Origin of the sequence: Arthrobacter sp. zg-Y750, from assembly GCF_020907365.1 — a bacterium.
In the GTDB taxonomy this organism is placed as follows: Bacteria; Actinomycetota; Actinomycetes; order Actinomycetales; family Micrococcaceae; genus Arthrobacter_B.
The window spans coordinates 22334-40912 of record NZ_JAJJOC010000017.1 but is presented as its reverse complement, the minus strand read 5'-3'; the positions used below and the strand labels follow the sequence as shown (position 1 = coordinate 40912).

Sequence of the window (18579 nt, the reverse complement as noted above, 5' to 3'; positions counted from 1 at the left end):
CCGCCCCCGCCCCCCCCCCCCCCCGGCCCCCCCCCCCCGGCCCCCCCCCGGCCGTGGCTCCAACCGTGGAGCGGCTACGCCTACCAGCGGACCTTGCGCTCGCGGGGGCCTTGCCGGGTGGTGTGGGCCCGGGTGGGCTTGGTGTCCTTGCCCAGGCTCTGCCAGCCGGGCAGGCCGGCTTCAGCCGGGGGAGCAGGACGGTCGCGTCCGTCTCCTCCGAGCTGTGCCTCGGCCGAAGGGGCCAGGTTGATGTGCAGGTCCGCTGCCTGCCCGGATAATTCCGGTGAAACATGCAGCGGGCTGGTGGTTGCCTTCTTTTTTGGTGCACGCATGGTGGTACTCCTGTCACTGGCGCCGTCGACGCCGGCACGGGCCTTCCGCGGGCAGGCCAAAGAGCGTGGCCGCAAGCGGGAAGTGCAGACGGAAGGACTCGGAGGCCGCGCCTCAACAAGCTGGAAATGGTTGTCTGCGAAAGTTCGAGAGGGCGCAGCAGCGCGCTACTCGAAAGTCAGAATCTTCATGCCCCGGACCCTAGCAGTGCCGCGCGTGCCGGGGATACCCCCTGCCGTAAAAACCGTTAGAAGGTGAGCACAATCCGGCCGCGCAGCCCGCCGGCTTCCAGCCGCCGGTGGGCTTCGGCGGCCCGCTCGGCCGGCATGACGTCGGCAATCCGCGGGCTCAGCAGGTCAGCCTCGGCCAGGGCGCGCAGCCGGTCCAGTTTCGCGCCGGAATGGTATTCCTGAACCACCCGGATCGGATGCACCCTCACGCCGCGGCCGGGATCACCGTCCCATCCGCGGTAGGTGGCGAACCCGCCGGCGTCGCGCACCGCCCGGGCAGCCAACCCGTTCATGACGGCAGCGTCAGCGACGGCGTCGACACCCTCGGGGAAGAGTTCGAGGATCCGCTCCGCGACGTCGTCGCCGCGCTCCACCACATAGTCGGCACCCAGGGCGGAGACGAGATCGGCGTCCTTGTCCGCTGCGTCGGCCACCACGGTGAGCCCGGCCTCCTTCGCCAGCTGGACCAGGTAGTTCCCCAGTGTTCCGGCCGCACCCGTGACGGCCAGGACCTTCCCCTCGGGCAGGGCCAGCTTTTCCAGGGTCTGGACGGCGGTCAGGCCGTTCATTGGCAGGGTGGAGGCAGCCTCCAGGCCGATGCCGCCCGGAATGCGGGCAACGGAGTCTGCCGGGGCCACCAGGTACTGGGCGTAGGCGCCGCGGCGTCCTTCCCGGGGCAGGGCCAGGGCCATGACCTCGTCACCGATCCGCCACCGGGCGCCGTCGCCCACCTCGTCCACCACACCGGCAGCGTCCATGCCGGGAATGTAGGGCGGTTCCATGCTGCCCATATCCTGGGCGCCGGAGCGCAGCACCGTGTCCGTAGGGCTTACCGCGGCCGCGCGGACACGGATGCGGATTTCGCCCCGGCCGGCATGCGGCTCGGGCGCCTCGAGGATCTCCAGGACCTCGGGGCCGCCGAAGGTGCGGACGCCAACAATCTTCACGGGGAACTCCTCTTGGGTGGTGCCGGTGGTTTCGGAACAGGTCAGGCGGCGGGGCCAGGAATGATTTTCTGTGCTGCCAGGGCGTCGAAGAGCTCCAGGAAGCGGTCCTCCGAATCCAGGCAGTCGCCGAAACCGGCCTGCCGTGCCTTGATGGTGGAAGAAACGTTGTCGAACTCCGAGCGGAAAATGAAGTCGGCGAACTCCCAGCGCACCAAATCCGCATACGGTGTCTGCTGCAGGCCGTACCGCTCGGTCATCTGCTCCCACAGCTCGGCGTACTGCGGCATGGCGTCCACCAGGGGAACGGGCTGCGGTTCGGCGTAGTCCATGCCGAAATGCTTAGCGAATGCCGGCCAGAGCTGCCGCCACCGGAACTGGTCACCGTTGGTGATGTTGAAGATTTCCCCGGCGGCCGCCGGCTCCGACCCGGACCAGACCGCGGCCCGGGCCAGCAGCTCGGCATCGGTGACCTGGTAGAGCGCATCGTAGGCGGCCACCGTGCCGGGGAAGCGCAGCGGCTGGCCCAGTTCCCGGCTGACGGCGGCATACACGGCAATGGCCATCAGCAGGTTCATGGGGTTGCCGGTGGCGTAACCGATCACGCCTTCCGGGCGCAGCACGGTGAGTTCGAATCCGCGCTCCCGGGCTGCCTGGCGGAGCAGGTCTTCCTGGTCGTAATAGAAGTTGGGCTGGATCAGCCGCGGGTCGCGTTCCTTCGCCGGAGCGTTGAAATAGCCCAGATGCGCGCCATAGGCCTTGCCGCCCTGGTACAGCGTCACGTGGCGCAGCGGAGCACCGGCCGAGCGCAGCGCGTCCAAGGTGTTGCGCAGCAGGGCTGTGTTGACCTCGGATAGTTCGGCCGACGTCGGGCGCTCAATGTAGGCGCCGAACACCAGGTGTGTGGTGTCCGACGCCGCGGCAAGACCGTCGCGGGCCGTGCCGGCGTCGAGGAGGTCCACGGAGAGGTGCTCCCATGCGGCGCCCGGGACCGGGCGGCGGCTGGCACCGCGGACCTTCCAGCCGCGGCGGGCATACTCGTCCGCGGCATGCCGTCCGATGACGCCGCCGGCACCCGCCACGAGGACCACACCGGATGAGGGCCGGTCCGGTGCTGCCTGCTCGGCCGAACGTGCCTGGTCCTGCTCGATGATGCCGGGCAACGGGTTGGCGCCGGCGTGCGATTCGGCGGTTTCGGAGACGTTGTCCTGATTCATCGGTCCTCCTGGTGCTGACCTGCTGTACGGAATGGTTCCCTTTGACCATAACGATTATCAGGGTACTTATGAAAATGCCTGCGGGGCGGCGCACCGTGGTCTTGCGCACTTCCCGGCCGCTGGTCTCTTAGGGTGACTGGACCCGTTGGTGCCGGTCAGTCCGCTCTCCGGGTGAACAGACGGGCTAGCGGGGGAGCGGCATTGGGCAGCACATCGGGTTCCATCTGGTCCAAGCGTGCCTTCCGGGGGCTGTGGCTGGCCAACGCGGTGGAGCGTGCCGGGCATGCAGTGGCCATGTTCGCCGTCTCGGTAGCAATGATCACCGTCCTGGACGCCACCGAGGCCGAGGTAGGCCTGGTCGCGCCGCTGAGCAGCGCGGGGCCGCTGCTGTTCGGGCTGGTGGCCGGAGTAGCGGTGGACCGCTGGGGCCGGCGCCGGACCATGTTCACGATGACCTGGATCCGGGCGGCTGCGTACGGCTGCGCCGTGGCCTTGTTCTGCCTGGGCTGGTTGGCTGCATGGCAGCTGCTGGCGGTGCTGGTGGTAGTGAGTATTGCGGACTCGTTTTTCATGGCCGCCCAGACATCGCTGCTGCCCATACTGGTGGGAAGGCCGCGGATTCCTGAGGCCGCCTCATCCCTGATGGCAACCGACCAGGTGATCTCCTTGGTCGGTCCGGCAGCCACCGGGCAGCTGGTGAAGCTGCTGCCGGCACCCGCCGCGCTGGGGCTGAGCGCCCTGGCCCAGCTGGTGGCCGCCGTCGGCCTGGCCCGGCTGCCCGACGACGAACCGGGCACGGCGAAAACTGAGCGCCCGTCCGTCCGAGCCGCCGTCGCGGACGGCTGGCGGTTCATGACCGGCCATCGGCTGCTGCTGGCCATGGTCCTGACCACGGCTACGAACAACTTTGCTGCGGGGCTGTACCAGGCCGCGGAAACCTGGTTCATCTTGGAGGAGCTGGCATTGGATCCGGCTGTTTTCGGTGCCGTCTGGTCCGTCAGCGCCGTCGGCGGGATCCTGGGCGCGGTGGCCGCTCCGAGACTAGGACGGGCGATCGGGCCGTTGCGTGCCATGCTGCTTGCCGGCCTGATGATGCCGCTGAACTTTGCCCTGATTCCGCTCGCCGCTCTGTGGCCGCAGCTTGCGGTGCCCAGCATAGGGGTCTCCTTCACGCTGTTCGGACTTGCGCTGGGATTCATGAGCGTCAACGGCACGGCGCTGTTCACTCAGCTGACCCCTGACGCGATGCTCTCCCGGTTCTCGGCCACCCGCCGGACCATCACCCAGGGCAGTTTTGTGGTTGGCGGGCTTCTGGGTGCGATGCTGCTGGCCGTGGCCGGTGCCGTGCCGACGCTCTGGGCGGCCGTGGCCATTGCCCTGCTGCAGGGCGTATTCCTGTTGCGGATGGGGGTTCCACGCCGGGGCGGCCCGACGCCTGCCGAGCTGCCGGATGAGGTGGCTGCCGCCACGTAGGGTGGGGAAGGTGAATAGCCATACCAGTCGGGACCGCAGCTGGGCCGAAGACGCCATCCGCCGGATCGAAGCCGAGGCGGCACGTTCCGCCGACACACACCTGTTCCAAATTCCGGTGCCCACGGGCTGGGCGGTCAAGGTGTACCTCAAGGACGAGTCGACGCACCGGACCGGCAGCCTCAAGCACCGGCTGGCCAGGTCCCTGTTCCTCTTTGGACTGGTGAACGGCTGGATCCGGGAAGGCACCACCGTGGTGGAGGCTTCCAGCGGGTCCACGGCCGTATCCGAAGCCTACTTTGCGCAGCTGCTGGGCGTGCCGTTCATCGCCGTGATGACCAGGACCACCAGTGCGGAGAAGATCGCGCTGATCCAGCAGTACGGCGGCAGCTGCCACTTTGTGGACGATCCTTCCGAGGTCTACGCCGCAGCCGAGGACCTTGCCCGCAGCACCGGCGGCCACTATATGGACCAGTTCACCTACGCCGAGCGGGCCACGGATTGGCGCGGCAACAACAACATTGCCGAATCGATCTTTTCCCAGCTGTCGCTGGAGGAGCATCCGGTGCCCGAATGGATTGTGGTGGGCGCTGGCACCGGCGGGACCAGCGCGACCCTGGGCCGGTACATCCGCTACCACCGTTATCCCACCCGGCTGGCGGTGGTGGACCCGGAACGTTCGGCCTTCTTCCCCGCCTGGCAGACCCCCGATGTGCCCGCCGTGGGCGGACCGTCCCGGATCGAGGGGATCGGCCGGCCGCGCCCTGAACCGAGCTTCATTCCGGCCGTGATCGACCACATGATCCAGGTGCCCGACGCCGCCTCCGTGGCCGCTGCAAGGCACCTGCGGAGTGTGGCCGGGCTGCATGCGGGGCCGTCCACGGGCACCAACCTCTGGGGCGTATGGCAGCTCGCCGCCGAGATGGAAGCACAGGGCAAGGCCGGCAGCATCGTGTCGCTGATGTGCGATTCGGGGGACCGCTATGCGGCGTCTTACGGCGACGACGACTGGCTGGCTTCCCGGGGCCTGGATCCGGCTCCCGCAGAGGCCCGGCTGCAGGAACTCTTCGCCACCGGAAAGTGGCCCGCGCCCTAGGGGGAAACTCCGGCGGTGTCCGGGAACGAAGGCGCCGCGGCCTCAAAATCGATCCGCATCACTACCCGCCGCAGGGTGGGATGGCTGACCTCCGTGAACCCAGCGGCATCGAAAACACTGCGGCTGCCTACGAACAGTTCGCCCCAGGCCACCTCCTTTCCCGGCTCGGTCAGCATGGGGTAGCCCTCCAGGGCCCTGGCTCCCCGCTCCCGGGCGAATCCGACGGCACCCCGTGCCAGTGCATAGCTCACCCCCTGACGCCGGTAGCCCGTCCGGGTGACGAAGCAGGTGACGGCCCAGACGCCATCGTCGGTCTTGTCTTCTGTCCGCCCGCTCCACGGAACCCGCAGCCGTTCCAGCCGGGGATAGGCGGTGCGCGGTTCCACCGCGCACCAGCCAACAGGTTCGGCGTCCAGATACGCCAGCAGCCCGCTGGTTGATCCGGCGTCAGGGCTGCCGCAGTTGGCCTGTTGCCGCAGCCGGTAAGCCCGCTCTTCCTGCGGCATGGCCCGCCACTGCTCCCGGCTGGCCTTGAACCACTGGCACTGGCAGCGGTGCGGGTCCCCGCGCCCGGCGAAGACGGCCTGCAGATCAGCCGGGGAGCCCTGGTTGGCGGGCCGGACTGTCAGTGTCCCGCCGTTCGGGCTCACCGTTCCGATTGTGCGGGACATTGTGGTCCTCCTGCTCGGTGCCGGTTTCCTTGGGGTTCGCGGTGAGGTGGTGCTTGAACCCGATGTGTGTGGGCTCGAAGCCAAGGCTTCGGTAAAACCGGTGCGCGTCTTCGCGCCTGAGATTGGAAGTGAGCTGGGCCAGTCCGGCACCGTTTTGCCGCCCTTGGACAAGGGCCCAGTCCATCAGTGCAGCTCCCAGACCGCGTGACCGGAGATCGGCGCGAACATGCACCGCCTCCACCTGCAGCCGGGTTACGGCTCCGGCCGCCAGGCACGGGAGCAGAGTCAGCTGGGCAGTGGCCGCAATGGTTCCGGCGCCGTCCTCAACGACGGCGAGGAAATGGGCGGGGTCCGCATCGATGGCTTCGAAGGTGCGCCGGTAGGTGTCCAGATTGGGGTGCGGTGCTTCCGGCGACCCGAGCGTGTCTGCCTCCAATAGCGCCGCGATCGGCCCGACGTCGGCCCGGCAGGCCCGGCGCACGCGGAAGGACCCGGCCAGCAGCGGGGCAGGATGGATTTGCATGCCCGCAGTCTGCCACACCCGTCCCGCAGTGCCGGAGAGCAGGTGCCGGAAACGGCCCGCTCCATTGACCGGCTATGCCGGGGCGGGCAGGGTTAATGGGACCGGACCACCGCTGCCGCCGTCAGGAGCCGTTTATGCTTCGTATTCTTTCGATTGACGGTGGTGGCATCCGCGGCATCATTCCAATCACCTGGCTGATGGCGCTGGAGGAACAGACCGGACGGCGGACGGCTGACCTCTTTGACCTGGTGGTGGGCACCTCGGCCGGCGGCATGGCTGCCCTCGCGCTGGTCTCGCCGCGGAACGGAGGAACGCCGTACAGCGCCGACGAGGTGCGGCAGTTGAATCTGGACAGCGCCGAGGAAATTTTCCCCCAGGATCCCGGAGATCCGCACGCCGGAGATCCGCAGGCCGGTGCCCCTCAAACCGCGGACCAGTATGCCGGTGCCCCGCGCTACGCTGCTGAACCCCTGCAGCATTATCTGGGGGAGGCACTTGGTGATGAGCCCCTGTCCCGGGCGGTCCGGCCGGTAGCAGTGACCACCTGCGACCTCGCCCGCACCGAAGCCCTGTACTTTGCCGGCGGCGGGCTGGAACCCTCTGTCCTGGGCGACGCATCCATGGCGCTGGCGGCCCAGGCAACGGCGTCGCTGCCCCGGTACTTCCCGGCGGTGCCCTACACCGATCCGGAGGGGACGGCCCGGCAACTGGCAGACGGCGGGCTGGCTGCTGATGATCCCGCACTGCTGGGATATTCGCTGGGTTCGGTATTGCCGCAGGCTGTGGACGGCGTCCTGCTGGTCTCCCTGGGCACCGGGACCAGCACCGGGACCCGTAACGCGGGGCTGCGGCTGGGCGCGGAACAGACCCAGCAGACCCCCGAACTGCAGGTCCTGGAAAAAGACCTGGCCATGGTGTTGAGCGGGCCCGGACAATTGGCCCGGGATTGCCTGCAGCTGATCCTGGGCGACAGGTATGTCCGGATCCAGACAGACCTGCTGCCAGCGGCCAGCAATGCGTCCGACGATGCCAGCCAAGACAACTTGGAGGGCCTGATAGCGACCGCCGAGAAGATGGTGCAGGACACGTCCGCGGACCTGGACCGGCTGGCCCGGCAGCTTCCGGAGGGGTGAGGGCCTTGGCGGCGGAAGTAATCAGCGGAAGAATTATGGGAAAAGTGCTGTTGTGCAGCGCCCTGTATCGGCAACTCTTCCCGATCCGGCGATGAGAGAGGCAGCTGTGGGCGAAAACTTGAGGCGGGTCCGTCGAATAGTGCATGTGCAGTTCGGGACCGGGCAACCCGCAGACAATTACACCCAAACCTGCGACCGGCTTGACGCGGCGATTGCCGCCACGGCGGCGAGTCAGGAGGTGCTTCGGAACCAGGCCCGGGCGGCATGGGAGGTGGTGCGGCACTACGGTGCCGTTACGCGGTCCTATGAAACCCGCATGAAAAGCCTGGAAGCCGTCATAGCCGAGGAGCATCTGGCCGGCGGCCAGGCTGTCAGCCTCGCCCAAACCGCGCACCGCATGTATGACCTCGCGGTGCGCATCGAAGCCACGGCTCGTCACCACTTTGACGTTGTCCGTACCAAGGAATCCCGTGTGGAGGAATTGATGCACAAGCTAACAAGTTCCAAATCCCAGCTGAAGCTGGCCCAGACTGCGGAGAACCACCGGAACCGGCTGCGTCTGCTGGAAGCAGGGGCCGAACAGGATCCCCTGATCCACAGCCGAAGCAGATATGACCGGGAGCTGCACGAAGCTGCGCGGCTCGCCCACGAAGCCGAGGCGCTGGCGGGGCTGAAGGGCGGCTGGTCATGATGCCCGCACAGACCAGTCCGGTTTTGGTCCCCATACCGCTCAGCCCGCGGCGGAGCCATTCGCTGCGCACGGTCGCCGGACTGAGCATGGCCGCCATGCTGTTCCTCTTCCTGGGCGGCGGGGACCTGGTGACGGTGCTTATCGGGTTCGGCTTCATCCTCCACCCGGTGCAGGCAGCCACCGACAAGCTGGTCCGCTGGCCCCGCCAGGACCGCACCGACGCCGAGTCCCTGACCCGTGTAGTCCGCGAATACTTCTACAACGCACCCGCCGTCGATACCCGGGGCGTGCGGGAGCTGGCGGCAACACGGCAGCTGCAGATTAACGACGACGGCGGCGGGCAGCTGCGCATCGCCCTCACCGGCCGGCGGAAGCCAACTCCTGCAGGCAGCCGGCCTGAGGCCCGGCTGTCCTACCGGTGCGGGGACGTGGGCTTGGCGGACTTCGACCGCCTGCTGCAGAACGCCGAACGTGATCCGTCGGTGCGCCGTGCCACGGACCGGATGCGGCGCCCGGAACCCGGCCGGGCCGCGTCCTGACAGCACACGGGTGACTACACCCGCTGCCGGGGTTGCCGGGCTGCCTGAGTCTCGGCCGGCGCCCCGGCAACGGACCCCCGTTCCGGCTGGGATCATGGAGGTATGCAAACTCTCAGCCTCCAGGACGCCATCAGCCTCGCCGAACGGGCAGCCGCTGTGGCCGAAGACCATATTCCCTACGGTTCCGGGCTGGGTGCTCCGACGTCGTTTACGCTGGCCTGGCTTCTGGCGCGCAGCGGCATGGAAGGCATCCGGGTCGCCAGCGGCAGCTCGGGGATGGGGGACCATTTCTGGGTGGAAACCGGGCAGTGGCGGATTGACCCGACCCTGCGCCAGTTCGCGCAGCTGAACCACAAACCCCTGGTGGAGCCGGTGGAAGAACCCGGCAATTTCGCGGCGACCAAGTATTACGCGGTCCCGTCCACCCGGCAGGAAGCGGTGCGTGAGGTCTCCTACGGATTCCGCAACGCCGCCGAGACCGAAGACTTCGTGCGCGAGATGGAAGCGGCCATCGCCCTGTAAGGGGCCCCGCAGCCTCCCGGGCGTAGCTCAAACGGCACCGGATGTACTAGCCTCGGGCGGACCCACTGCCGGGAGTAGCCAAGGGGCACTGCATGCACGAGAACCGTGAGCTGGTCGAGGCCCGAATCAACCGCTTCCTGCGTGAACGTCTGCCGGGGCGGGTATGGCGCGAGCGGCAGGCGGCGGCGCTCGCGGTCTGGGAGGCGCCGGGGGAACCGGTGCCGTTCTCCCTGGCGGTGGGCCGGGACTACCGGCCCTTCAGCACCGGTTCGCCGTGGGGCGCACCCTGGGGGACCACCTGGTTCCGGGTGTCCGGTACCGTGCCGGAAGGCTGGGAACCGGGCAACGGAAACCGGGCAGAGCTGTTGATCGACCTGGGGTTCCCCGGGGGTGGTCCTGGATTCGGGCCCGAGGCGCTGGTCTACACGCCGGACGGCGGCATTGTGAAGGCGGTGGAGCCGAGGAACATGTTTGTTCCCCTGCCCCAGGCACCTGGCGAGGCCTTTGAGTTTTACGTGGAGGCGGCGTCGAACCCGAATGTCGCCGCAGGGTTCACCTTCGCCCCTACGCCGCTGGGAGACCGGAACACCGCGGGGGAGGCGCCGCTGTATGTCTTCCGGTCCGCCGACGTCGCCCTGTTCGATGCCGGCGTGTGGAACCTGGTCCGGGACTTTTGGACCCTGAACGGGCTGATGCACGAACTGCCCATGGATCTGCCGCGGCGGTATGAGATCCTGCGGGCCCTGGAACGGGCAGTCACTGCCGTGGACCCTGCGGACGTGCCAGGTACTGCAGCGGCCGCACGGCAGCAGTTGGCGCCCGTGTTGTACTCACCCGCCTATGCAAGCGCGCACCGGATATACGCCGTCGGGCACTCCCACATTGACTCGGCCTGGCTGTGGCCGGTGCGCGAAACCGTCCGGAAGGTGGCCCGGACGTTCGCCAACGTGCTGGAGCTGATGGACACGGAACCGGAGTTCGTTTTCACGGCGTCCTCCGCCCAGCAGTACGCCTGGCTGCAGGAGCACTATCCGGAGCTGTTCGCCCGGGTGGCCGAACGGGTGCGTGAAGGCAGGTTTGTGCCAACCGGCGGGATGTGGGTGGAATCGGACACCAACATGCCCTCCGGGGAATCCCTGGCCCGCCAGTTCGTAGCCGGAAAACGGTTCTTCCGGGAGCAGCTGGGGGTGGAACCGGAAGTGGTGTGGTTGCCGGATTCCTTCGGCTACTCCGCCGCGCTGCCCCAGATCGCGCGGGCTGCGGGAGCACGCTGGTTCCTGACCCAGAAGATCTCCTGGAACGAAACCAACACCATGCCGCACTCGACCTTCCGCTGGGAAGGCATCGACGGCACGCAGCTGTTTACCCATTTTCCGCCGGTGGACACGTACAACGCTGAATTGTCCGGGCAGGAACTGGCACGGGCGCAGCGGCAGTTCGCGGAGAAGGGGTTCGCCAACAGTTCACTGGTGCCCTTCGGCTGGGGTGACGGCGGCGGCGGACCCACCAGGGAAATGCTCGCCGCCGCGCACCGGACGCAGTCCCTGGAAGGCTCCCCGACTGTCCGGCTCGCCACCCCCGAACAGTTCTTCACGGCGGCCGCGGCAGAACTGGCGGACCCGCCCGTGTGGTCCGGTGAGCTGTACCTGGAGTTCCACCGCGGCACCTACACCAGCCAGGCCAACACCAAAAAAGGAAACCGCCGCAGCGAGGCCCTGCTGCACGAGGCCGAACTGTGGTCCGCGGCCGCCACACTCCGTACCGGTGCCGCCTATCCCTACCGCGAGCTGGAACTGGCCTGGCAGACGGTACTGCTGCAGCAGTTCCACGACATCCTGCCCGGCACCTCCATCGCATGGGTCCATCAGGAGGCGGAGCGGAACTATGTCCGGGTGGCCGCGGAACTGGAAGTGCTGATCGGCAACGCGGCGCAGGCGCTGCTGGGGGAGGGCGCTGAATCGGCGGTGTTGAATGCGGGGCCGTATCCGCTGGAGGGGACGCCGGCGTCGGGCGCGGGACCGGTGCCGGGGCCGGGGACGGGGACGTGGGAACCGTCCGGCGGCGGCTGGCGCATCAGCAGCGGCCGGCTGCGGCTGCAGGTTACTGCCGACGGATTGTTCAGTTCCCTGATCGAGTCCGGCTCCGGCCGGGAGGCGTTCCCGCCCGGCCGGCCCGGGAACCTGTTCCAGCTCTTCCGCGACACTCCCAACCAATGGGATGCCTGGGACTTGGACGCGCACTACCGCTTCAGCAGTACGGATCTGATGCAGCCCGAGGCCATGGTGCCGGAAGCAGGCGGACGGGTGCTGCGGATTGAACGTTCCTTCGGGCACTCCCGGATCACCGAGCGGGTGTCGCTGAGCCCGGACGGTTCAGCGGTGGACCTGGACCTGGAGGTGGACTGGCACGAGCGGCAAAAACTGCTCAAGCTGGCCTTCCCGCTGGACGTGCATGCCGACCGGGCGGCGTCGGAAATCCAGTTCGGCCATATCTTCCGGCCCACCCATGCCAACACCTCCTGGGATGCGGCCCGGTTTGAAACCGTGGCGCACCGGTGGATCCATGTGGGCGAGCCGGGCTTCGGCGTCGTCGTGGCCAACGATTCAACCTATGGACATGACACTTTCCGCGAGGTGGTGGACGGGCGGCCCTGCACCATGGTGCGGGTGTCCCTGCTCCGGGCACCGCTGTTTCCGGATCCGGACACCGACCAGGGGTTGCACCGGTTCCGGTATTCGCTTCGGCCCGCCTCCGGGATTCCTGATGCCGTGGCGGAGGGCTACAGGCTGAACCTGCCGCTGCGCACCGTGACCGGAACGGCCCGGACCCACCTGGCACCGCTGATCAGGGTCAGCAGTCCTGCGGTGGTGGTGGAAACGGTGAAGCTGGCCGAGGACCGCAGCGGGGACGTGGTGGTGCGGCTCTACGAAGCGCACGGCAGCCGGGCGGGGGCCCAGCTGCGCACTGACTTCCCATACACGGCGGTCGAGGCCACCGACCTGCTGGAACGTACGGTCGAATCGGATGTGCTGGGCGGGGAGGTATCCGGGGAGGTATCCGGGGCGGTCTCCGGAGCTGCCGGACCGGTGCTGCGGCTGCGGCCCTTTGAACTGGTCACACTGCGTTTCCGCCGGGCCTGACACCGGGGTTCTACTTTGAGATGTTCTCTTCCGCCACCCTCAGCAGCTGTTCCTCGTTCTCCCGCACGTCGACAGGGCGTTTGCCGGACAGCTGCCGGTTGGGGGTATAAAACCACAGGGCAATCTGCTCGTCCGGCCAGCCGGCGTAGCGTCCCATCCGGATGACATCCTTGACTGCAGGGATGACCCGCCCGCCGGCAGGCTCGAACTGGAACCCCGGATACAGGAAATGCCCGCCGCGCTGGACGGCCAGTATCCGGCCCTTGCCGGTGAGCTGGCGCGCCATGGCGTTCTGTCCGCCGCCGAACCCCAGCCGCTGGGCTATCTGCGAGACGGTAAACAGCCCGCCGTCCCGTTCCATGACCTGCCACTGTTTCTCCGCGTCGCGGTCAGCAGCAGTGGCCTTTTCGGCGCCGCGTTTCGCCGCCGGAGCAGAGCCGGCGGGGGCCTTCTCGGAGCTGTGCCGCTGGGGCTGACGATCGCTCATGCGGCCAACGCTACCGCCGCAGCGGAGACAGGGGCAGGGGTGGTGCCCACTTTGGGCCCTGCAACCACCAGAGGCAGGTTAGACGGCGTCCGGGCGCTTCTCGCCGGCTTCCACGGCTGCACCAATCCGGTTGCCGTCGACGGGCATGGGGCAGGTGCCGAATTCAGTGAAGGCGCTGGGATAGTTCACGGCGAAGTTGAAGTCCAGGACTACGGTGCCTCCCGTCGCTGTGCCTGCCCCGGTTCCGGTTCCGGCTTCAGCGCCGGGTGCAGGGGCGGGGAACGTCAGGCTGCGCCACCCGGCCGTTGATCTGCCGTTGGTCTTGTCGTGGAAGGTCAGGTTGAGGGTGCCCGGACCGGCGGCGCTGACCTGCAACCGGTGTTCGGCTGCATCCCCTGGCAGGAACAAGAGAACCTCGCCCACGGAACGCTGTACCCCCGGAACTTCCGGATGGGCCGTCCGGATGGGCACTTCCGCGGGCTGGCGGTACGGTTCGAACCGGCCGGAAAGAACCCACTCCGGCGCGTATTCGTAGACGGGCACGCCGCCAAAAGACGTCCGCACGGGCGAGGCAGCGTCACGGGGACGCAGCGCATACCGCCCGGCCCTGCGGGCAAGTTCCAGCACAACCTGCCCGCCGCTTCCGGCCCGGAACCCGACCCAGTTCAGTGATTCCTCGTCCGCCAACGACGTCGTCAGCCGGCCCTGTGCCGGTTCACCAGAGGCCAGCACCCGCAGGCCGTCAGCGGCAGCGGCCGCCAGCACCGCGCCGTCGTCGGACCCGGACCAGAGCCCGGGCAGGCCCTCGATCTTGGCGGGGTGCTCCGGCAGCCAATAAAAACCGGACAGGCTGAGCCATCCGTGCTCCTCTGCCAGGGACGCATTGCGCCGTTCGCAGAAGCGGAGCCACTCAGTGCGGGCTTTGTCGTCAATGCTCATGGAACCAGTATCCCCAGATCCGTCCGTTTCCCCGGAATGCAGCGCTGCAACCCGGTTGTCCGCCTCCCCGCCGGCGGTCATGGAAAACTGGAGTTATGCAGCCGTTCGACAAAGTCCAGCCCATTGTCCTGCTTGTGGACAAAACCGACCCCGCAGCGCACCGTGACGCCGTGGCGGCAGCCGCTGTCGCCAGCGTTCGCGCCTACGCCGCCACCGGGGACAGCGAGGCCTGGGAAAACTGGCTCTACGGCCGGTTCACGAAAACCGTGCGCCGTGCCAATCCCACCACCTTTGCCCGCTTGGCCGCTGCCGCGCCGTCGGGCGCTGTCACCGTGGGCCGGGCGCAGTCCATTGCCTTTGAACCGGTCACTTACGAACAGATGCCCAAGGACCTGGCCAAGCTGCAGGTCTCGGGCACACAGCTGCCCGACGACGAACCGGCGCCCTGGCCGCGGTCCGCGCCGGTGATCGTCCTCAACGCGGACCTTGAGATGTCCACGGGGAAGGCTTCAGCCCAGGCCGCCCACGCCCTGCTGTCCTGGTTCCTGCAGCTGCCGTTCGCCGAGCAACTGGCCTGGCATGAGGCCGGCGAGCCCGCCGGCGTCCGCTTCACTGCAGGGGAACGGTTCGCTGCACTGGCCGGAAGCGACGGAACCGGTCCGCTGATTGTCGACGCCGGAATGACCGAAATCGCCCCCGACACCGCCACGGCTTTTGTTGTAATCGCCGCGGACGAACCCGCACCGCGCCCCTAGGGCGTGGTAGAGAGTTTCGAATGAGCCAGACGCGGAAGACGCCTGCAGGACACGGAACCCGGCCTTCCCTTCCCCTCTTGCTGACAGCGCTGGCCGTCATCCTGGTGGCGGTGAACCTGCGGCCCGGTGCTTCGTCCGTGGGGCCGGTGCTGGCAGAGCTGCAGGCCGGGCTGGGGATCGGTGCCACCGCAGCGGGAGTGCTTACTGCGCTGCCCGGGTTGACCTTCGCCGTAGTCGGGGCGCTCGCAGTCGCGATTTCCCGCAAAGCAGGCATCAACGGGTCCATCCTCCTTGCTCTGGCCGCCATCGCTGCCGGGCTGCTGCTCCGGTCCCTGGTGAATTCCGCTGCCCTGTTCCTGCTGCTGACGGTGCTGGCTTTCGCCGGCATGGCGGTGGGCAACATCCTGGTTCCGGCGTTCATCAAGCGCCACGGAGGGGCGCGGCTGGCCCTGATGAACTCGATCTACGGAACCACCCTGGCTTTGGGAGCAACCCTGCCGCTGCTGCTCGGCGGGGTGCTGGCCGGAGGGGATCCCAACGGCTGGCGGCTGAGCCTGGGTATCTGGGGTGCAGCGGCCCTGGTGGCCTTTGTCCCGTGGACCCTTGTCGCGGTTAAAACCGGCCGCGACGTGGTGGCGGGAGAACAGCGGCAACGCAGGGAAATGAAGATGCGTTCCTCCCGCACCGCCGTCGCGCTGAGCATTTTCTTCGGGGTGCAGTCCATGCACGCCTACGTGCAATTCGGCTGGGCGGCGCAGATTTACCGCGATGCGGGCCTCGAGCAGGGGCAGGCGGGGTTGATGGCGGCCATCATCGCAGCACTCGGCATTCCCGGCGGGCTGATCATGCCGGCGCTCGTGGCCCGCTCCTCCCGGCTGCGGTTCTACATTGCGGGCCTGGGCGTTCTAATGCTGGCCGGGTACACGGGACTGCTGCTGGCACCGGCCACCCTGCCCTGGCTGTGGGCGCTGTGCCTGGGGCTGGCCGGGTTTGCCTTCCCGACCGCCCTGGCCCTGATCACTGCCCGTTCGCGGGAGCCTCGCACCACCGCCCGGCTTTCGGGCTTCATCCAGCCCGTGGGGTACCTCCTGGCCGCTTTGGGGCCGTTCGCCATCGGCACGCTGCACGATGTTTCGGGCAGTTGGACCCTGCCCTTGGCGATCGTGCTGGGCTCAGCCGTGGTGATGGTAGGTGCGGGCATTCGGGCCGCTGCACCGGTCTATGTGGACGACGAACTGGAGACGGCCCAAAAGGCCCGGTGATAGGTTCGTAAGGACTGGCACTACCGCTGGCACCTGCTTATTGAGAGGAAGGCTTTGCACATGGACAACCGTTTTGAGGGCAAGGTCGTAATCGTCACCGGCGCCGGATCGGGCATTGGCGAGGCTACGGCCCGCGGGTTCGCCGCCGAAGGAGCCACCGTGGTCATGACCGACACAGTCGCCGAAAAAATCAATGAAACCCTGGCCGATCTGCCGGGCGGCCGGGCCACCGCCGTCGTCGCCGATTCGGGCAACTGGGACGATGTCCGCAAGCTGGTTGAAGACACCGTCGCCGCGCACGGGCACCTGGACATCCTTGTGAACAACGCCGGTACGCTCTCCCAGGGGCCGGTGGAGGAGACCGAGGTCGAGGAGTGGCACCGGGTGCTGGACACCGACCTTTCCGGAGTGTTCTACGGCACCAAGGCGGCCATGCCTCACCTGATCGAAAGCCGCGGCTGCATTGTGAACACGTCATCCGTTTCCGGTATGGCCGCGGACTGGAACATGAGCGCCTACAACGCTGCGAAGGGCGGGGTCACCAACTTCACCCGCGCAGTGGCACTGGACCACGGCAAGGACGGGGTACGCGTGAATGCCGTGGCTCCAGGGCTGATCTGGACCGATCTGGTGGAGGACAAGAAGGACGACGAGGAGCAGAAGGCCAAGTTCGCGGAACGGATTGCCCTGGGCCGCATCGGGCAGCCCGATGAAGTGGCCGACGCGATCCTGTTCCTGGCCTCCGATGCCGCTCGCTTCATCACTGGGGCGATCCTTCCCGTGGATGGCGGCACGACCGCCAGCAACGGACAGCCGCCGCAGGCCTAGGGAGTTTTGGCTGGGGATTTTGGCTGGGGTTTTGGCGGCGAGCTTTGCTGGGGGGAGCCGGGCCGGCTCGCAAATTACATCCCACTGCGGCGCTCGCTGACGGTGCTCTGCTCAGAACGGCGGAACTGTTTCCCCTAAGCGGTCCGGTACAGGGCGTGGTGGCGCCAGTTCCAGAAACGGTTCGGTTCGGTAGACCCGTCCGCTCGGTGAGGTCCACTCCATCACGCCCGGTTCCGGTTGCCGGGCCTTCCAGAATCCCAGTGTTTTGAACCGGTGGTGCCGCCGGCACAGATGGGACAGGTTGCCGTGGTCGGTGGGACCTCCGGCCGCCCAATCCGTAGTGTGGTCAATTTCCGAGACCGCAGTGCTGACCCGGCATCCCGGGAACCGGCAGGTCCCATCCCGGGCACGCAACCAACGGGCCAGCCCGGCCGGGACCTTCCGCCGCCTGCCCACGCTCAGAATTTCCCCGGTGTCCGGGTCCTGGACGAGGCCGGTCCAGTGGGTCGCGTTGCGGGCGAGCCGGCGGGCTGCTTCGGCACTGATGGGCCCGTAGCCGTGCAGTTCGGCTGGGTCTTCGTTGGCGCCGAACAGGGTTTCGGAGTTGATCAGGACCATGATTTCCGCCCTGGGCAGGATGCCTGATTTGTCGACACTGGATTTATCGGCGTCCTCGTCAGCGAGGGCTTTCTCCGGCCCGCTGCCTGCTGCGCGGCCAGCAGCACTACCACCGTCACCGGAACCACCACCGTCAGGTCCCGTGCGCGTTCTGCGGCGTGCACTCCCGTCATCGAACCGGGCAGAACCAAGACCGCCCATAAGCAACTGGGCCAGAATGTCCGAGCGCAGCTGGTCCGTGGTCCGGGAATCCCCATCAGACTGTTCGCCGCGGGCCGCAGTGCTCAGCGCGGTGTAGATCTGTTGTGCTTCCGCCGCACGAAGATACGCCGACAGGCAGGACATCCCGTCTTCTTCCCGGTCCAGGGAGACTCGGCGCTTCTCGAACGCAGTGAGGTGCCGGACCTCAAGGGTTTGCGGGTACTTCTTCTCCCGCAGCCGGCGGGCCTTGGCGGAGAACTGGGACCGGGTCTGACCTTGTGCCGCCTTCAGAAGAGCAGCTTCAAAATCCGGCAGCTCGGCGGCAGGAACACTCTCACACTGGTCCAGCACCACCTGGGCATGCCCGTAGCTGAGGCTCCCGTCCTGCAGTGCCTCCAGCGTGGCCGTATGGGCGCCAGATAGGAGGCCGGCTTCGAACATCAGCCGCTGGGCGGTGCCGTGCGGTATCTGCAGGAGGGTGGCACACTCCGCTGCGGCAAGGGTGAAAGCCATCCCGGGTTCCACCCGGCCGGTCGCACTGGCGCAATCCTCCCGGAAAATGGTTTCCATCCGGTTCAGCAACCGGGCCCGCTGCGCCTCCGCCCACGCGATCAGGTGTGCGACCCGGACCAGGACTTCACCGGTTGCCTGGTTGTCGAAGGATTCGAGGTTCGCCAGCGCCAGGGTTCCACTGAAACCATCCGGAAAACCTGAGCAAACGGACGGATCTGCGGCACTGTCACCGGTGCCGGGGCCCGCTGCGCCCGCGGTTCCGCAGGCACGCCCGCCGTCGGCGGCAGTGCCGGCACCCGGGTCCGCCCGAAACACCGCTAATGTGCGATCCGTGTCCGACGCGTCCTTGGTACCAGCCCACCCCTCGGCGCTCCGGCGTGCAGTCCCTGGCTCGTCGGTTATCCCTTCGGTGTTCCCGAGCTGATCCATGCCTCAAGAATTTCACTAGGCACTGACATTTCCGGGCCCAA

Annotated in this window: 18 protein-coding genes; 10 read left to right on the top strand and 8 right to left on the bottom strand. The window is 67.6% G+C overall.

The window, feature by feature from the left end; translation table 11 throughout:
• Positions 1 to 80: 80 nt before the first annotated feature.
• The 3 genes from LOC57_RS12625 to LOC57_RS12615 all read right to left on the bottom strand — a co-directional run bounded on the left by LOC57_RS12625 (position 81) and on the right by LOC57_RS12615 (position 2721).
• Entirely contained in the window at positions 81 to 332 is a 252-nt protein-coding gene (locus LOC57_RS12625) for a hypothetical protein (RefSeq protein WP_227913569.1), read from the bottom strand.
• Positions 333 to 577: 245 nt separating this feature from the next.
• A complete protein-coding gene (locus LOC57_RS12620) occupies positions 578 to 1507 on the bottom strand; it encodes an NADP-dependent oxidoreductase (protein ID WP_229960143.1) in 930 nt (309 codons plus the stop codon).
• Positions 1508 to 1548: 41 nt separating this feature from the next.
• Positions 1549 to 2721 carry an SDR family oxidoreductase gene (locus LOC57_RS12615; protein WP_229960141.1) on the bottom strand — a complete coding sequence of 391 codons (1173 nt, stop codon included), beginning with the start codon at positions 2719 to 2721 and terminating at the stop codon, positions 1549 to 1551.
• A gap of 201 nt (positions 2722 to 2922) precedes the next feature.
• Between LOC57_RS12615 and LOC57_RS12610 the strand changes: the two genes are divergently transcribed.
• Positions 2923 to 4194, top strand: coding sequence for an MFS transporter (locus LOC57_RS12610; protein WP_229960139.1), 1272 nt, complete (start codon positions 2923 to 2925; stop codon positions 4192 to 4194).
• A gap of 10 nt (positions 4195 to 4204) precedes the next feature.
• On the top strand, positions 4205 to 5287 hold the full coding sequence (locus LOC57_RS12605; RefSeq protein ID WP_227913565.1) for a PLP-dependent cysteine synthase family protein: 1083 nt from the start codon (positions 4205 to 4207) through the stop codon (positions 5285 to 5287).
• Here the strand turns inward: LOC57_RS12605 and LOC57_RS12600 are convergent.
• Both LOC57_RS12600 and LOC57_RS12595 read right to left on the bottom strand, forming a co-directional pair.
• On the bottom strand, positions 5284 to 5958 hold the full coding sequence (locus tag LOC57_RS12600; RefSeq protein WP_227913564.1) for a GNAT family N-acetyltransferase: 675 nt from the start codon (positions 5956 to 5958) through the stop codon (positions 5284 to 5286). The genes LOC57_RS12605 and LOC57_RS12600 overlap by 4 nt on opposite strands.
• The gene (locus LOC57_RS12595) at positions 5879 to 6481 is read right to left on the bottom strand and encodes a GNAT family N-acetyltransferase (RefSeq protein ID WP_229960137.1); all 603 of its coding nucleotides are present in this window, start codon (positions 6479 to 6481) and stop codon (positions 5879 to 5881) included. Before LOC57_RS12595 ends, LOC57_RS12600 begins: the two co-directional genes overlap by 80 nt.
• Positions 6482 to 6615: 134 nt before the next feature.
• On the opposite strand from LOC57_RS12595, the gene LOC57_RS12590 reads away from it, so the two are divergent.
• From LOC57_RS12590 to LOC57_RS12570, 5 genes are all read left to right on the top strand, one after another.
• The gene (locus LOC57_RS12590; protein WP_227913562.1) at positions 6616 to 7614 is read left to right on the top strand and encodes a patatin-like phospholipase family protein; all 999 of its coding nucleotides are present in this window, start codon (positions 6616 to 6618) and stop codon (positions 7612 to 7614) included.
• A gap of 316 nt (positions 7615 to 7930) precedes the next feature.
• Positions 7931 to 8305, top strand: coding sequence for a hypothetical protein (locus tag LOC57_RS12585; RefSeq protein WP_229960136.1), 375 nt, complete (start codon positions 7931 to 7933; stop codon positions 8303 to 8305).
• On the top strand, positions 8302 to 8844 hold the full coding sequence (locus LOC57_RS12580) for a hypothetical protein (RefSeq protein WP_227913560.1): 543 nt from the start codon (positions 8302 to 8304) through the stop codon (positions 8842 to 8844). The genes LOC57_RS12585 and LOC57_RS12580 overlap by 4 nt, the downstream gene beginning before the upstream one ends.
• A gap of 102 nt (positions 8845 to 8946) precedes the next feature.
• Positions 8947 to 9366, top strand: a complete 420-nt coding sequence (locus LOC57_RS12575; protein WP_227913559.1) for a hypothetical protein — start codon at positions 8947 to 8949, stop codon at positions 9364 to 9366.
• A 92-nt stretch (positions 9367 to 9458) separates the two neighbouring features.
• Positions 9459 to 12506, top strand: a complete 3048-nt coding sequence (locus LOC57_RS12570; RefSeq protein ID WP_229960134.1) for an alpha-mannosidase — start codon at positions 9459 to 9461, stop codon at positions 12504 to 12506.
• A gap of 10 nt (positions 12507 to 12516) precedes the next feature.
• On the opposite strand, the gene LOC57_RS12565 is transcribed toward LOC57_RS12570, so the two are convergent.
• Together LOC57_RS12565 and LOC57_RS12560 are read right to left on the bottom strand one after the other, a co-directional pair.
• On the bottom strand, positions 12517 to 12993 hold the full coding sequence (locus tag LOC57_RS12565) for a hypothetical protein (protein WP_229960132.1): 477 nt from the start codon (positions 12991 to 12993) through the stop codon (positions 12517 to 12519).
• A gap of 78 nt (positions 12994 to 13071) precedes the next feature.
• A complete protein-coding gene (locus LOC57_RS12560; RefSeq protein ID WP_229960130.1) occupies positions 13072 to 13932 on the bottom strand; it encodes a DUF1684 domain-containing protein in 861 nt (286 codons plus the stop codon).
• Positions 13933 to 14027: 95 nt separating this feature from the next.
• Between LOC57_RS12560 and LOC57_RS12555 the strand changes: the two genes are divergently transcribed.
• The 3 genes from LOC57_RS12555 to LOC57_RS12545 are packed head-to-tail and all read left to right on the top strand — an operon-like array spanning position 14028 to position 16777.
• Complete coding sequence (locus LOC57_RS12555; RefSeq protein WP_229960128.1) at positions 14028 to 14687, top strand: peptidyl-tRNA hydrolase; 660 nt, start codon at positions 14028 to 14030, stop codon at positions 14685 to 14687.
• 20 nt (positions 14688 to 14707) lie between these two features.
• Positions 14708 to 15949 carry an MFS transporter gene (locus LOC57_RS12550; RefSeq protein WP_229960126.1) on the top strand — a complete coding sequence of 414 codons (1242 nt, stop codon included), beginning with the start codon at positions 14708 to 14710 and terminating at the stop codon, positions 15947 to 15949.
• Positions 15950 to 16009: 60 nt separating this feature from the next.
• Positions 16010 to 16777 (top strand): SDR family NAD(P)-dependent oxidoreductase, encoded by a 768-nt coding sequence (locus LOC57_RS12545; RefSeq protein WP_229960124.1) that lies wholly within the window; start codon positions 16010 to 16012, stop codon positions 16775 to 16777.
• A 111-nt stretch (positions 16778 to 16888) separates the two neighbouring features.
• On the opposite strand, the gene LOC57_RS12540 is transcribed toward LOC57_RS12545, so the two are convergent.
• The gene (locus LOC57_RS12540) at positions 16889 to 18538 is read right to left on the bottom strand and encodes an HNH endonuclease signature motif containing protein (RefSeq protein ID WP_229960121.1); all 1650 of its coding nucleotides are present in this window, start codon (positions 18536 to 18538) and stop codon (positions 16889 to 16891) included.
• Between the last annotated feature and the right edge of the window lie 41 nt (positions 18539 to 18579).

Bases quoted from the DNA above. Each gene is read 5' to 3' on its own strand.
- LOC57_RS12560 (WP_229960130.1), bottom strand. From the start codon at position 13,932: ATGAGCATTGACGACAAAGCCCGCACTGAGTGGCTCCGCTTCTGCGAA.
- LOC57_RS12595 (WP_229960137.1), bottom strand. From the start codon at position 6,481: ATGCAAATCCATCCTGCCCCGCTGCTGGCCGGGTCCTTCCGCGTGCGC.
- LOC57_RS12565 (WP_229960132.1), bottom strand. From the start codon at position 12,993: ATGAGCGATCGTCAGCCCCAGCGGCACAGCTCCGAGAAGGCCCCCGCC.
- LOC57_RS12625 (WP_227913569.1), bottom strand. From the start codon at position 332: ATGCGTGCACCAAAAAAGAAGGCAACCACCAGCCCGCTGCATGTTTCA.
- LOC57_RS12615 (WP_229960141.1), bottom strand. From the start codon at position 2,721: ATGAATCAGGACAACGTCTCCGAAACCGCCGAATCGCACGCCGGCGCC.
- LOC57_RS12575 (WP_227913559.1), top strand. From the start codon at position 8,947: ATGCAAACTCTCAGCCTCCAGGACGCCATCAGCCTCGCCGAACGGGCA.
- LOC57_RS12585 (WP_229960136.1), top strand. From the start codon at position 7,931: ATGAAAAGCCTGGAAGCCGTCATAGCCGAGGAGCATCTGGCCGGCGGC.
- LOC57_RS12550 (WP_229960126.1), top strand. From the start codon at position 14,708: ATGAGCCAGACGCGGAAGACGCCTGCAGGACACGGAACCCGGCCTTCC.
- LOC57_RS12600 (WP_227913564.1), bottom strand. From the start codon at position 5,958: ATGTCCCGCACAATCGGAACGGTGAGCCCGAACGGCGGGACACTGACA.
- LOC57_RS12580 (WP_227913560.1), top strand. From the start codon at position 8,302: ATGATGCCCGCACAGACCAGTCCGGTTTTGGTCCCCATACCGCTCAGC.
- LOC57_RS12570 (WP_229960134.1), top strand. From the start codon at position 9,459: ATGCACGAGAACCGTGAGCTGGTCGAGGCCCGAATCAACCGCTTCCTG.
- LOC57_RS12590 (WP_227913562.1), top strand. From the start codon at position 6,616: ATGCTTCGTATTCTTTCGATTGACGGTGGTGGCATCCGCGGCATCATT.
- LOC57_RS12540 (WP_229960121.1), bottom strand. From the start codon at position 18,538: ATGGATCAGCTCGGGAACACCGAAGGGATAACCGACGAGCCAGGGACT.
- LOC57_RS12555 (WP_229960128.1), top strand. From the start codon at position 14,028: ATGCAGCCGTTCGACAAAGTCCAGCCCATTGTCCTGCTTGTGGACAAA.
- LOC57_RS12545 (WP_229960124.1), top strand. From the start codon at position 16,010: ATGGACAACCGTTTTGAGGGCAAGGTCGTAATCGTCACCGGCGCCGGA.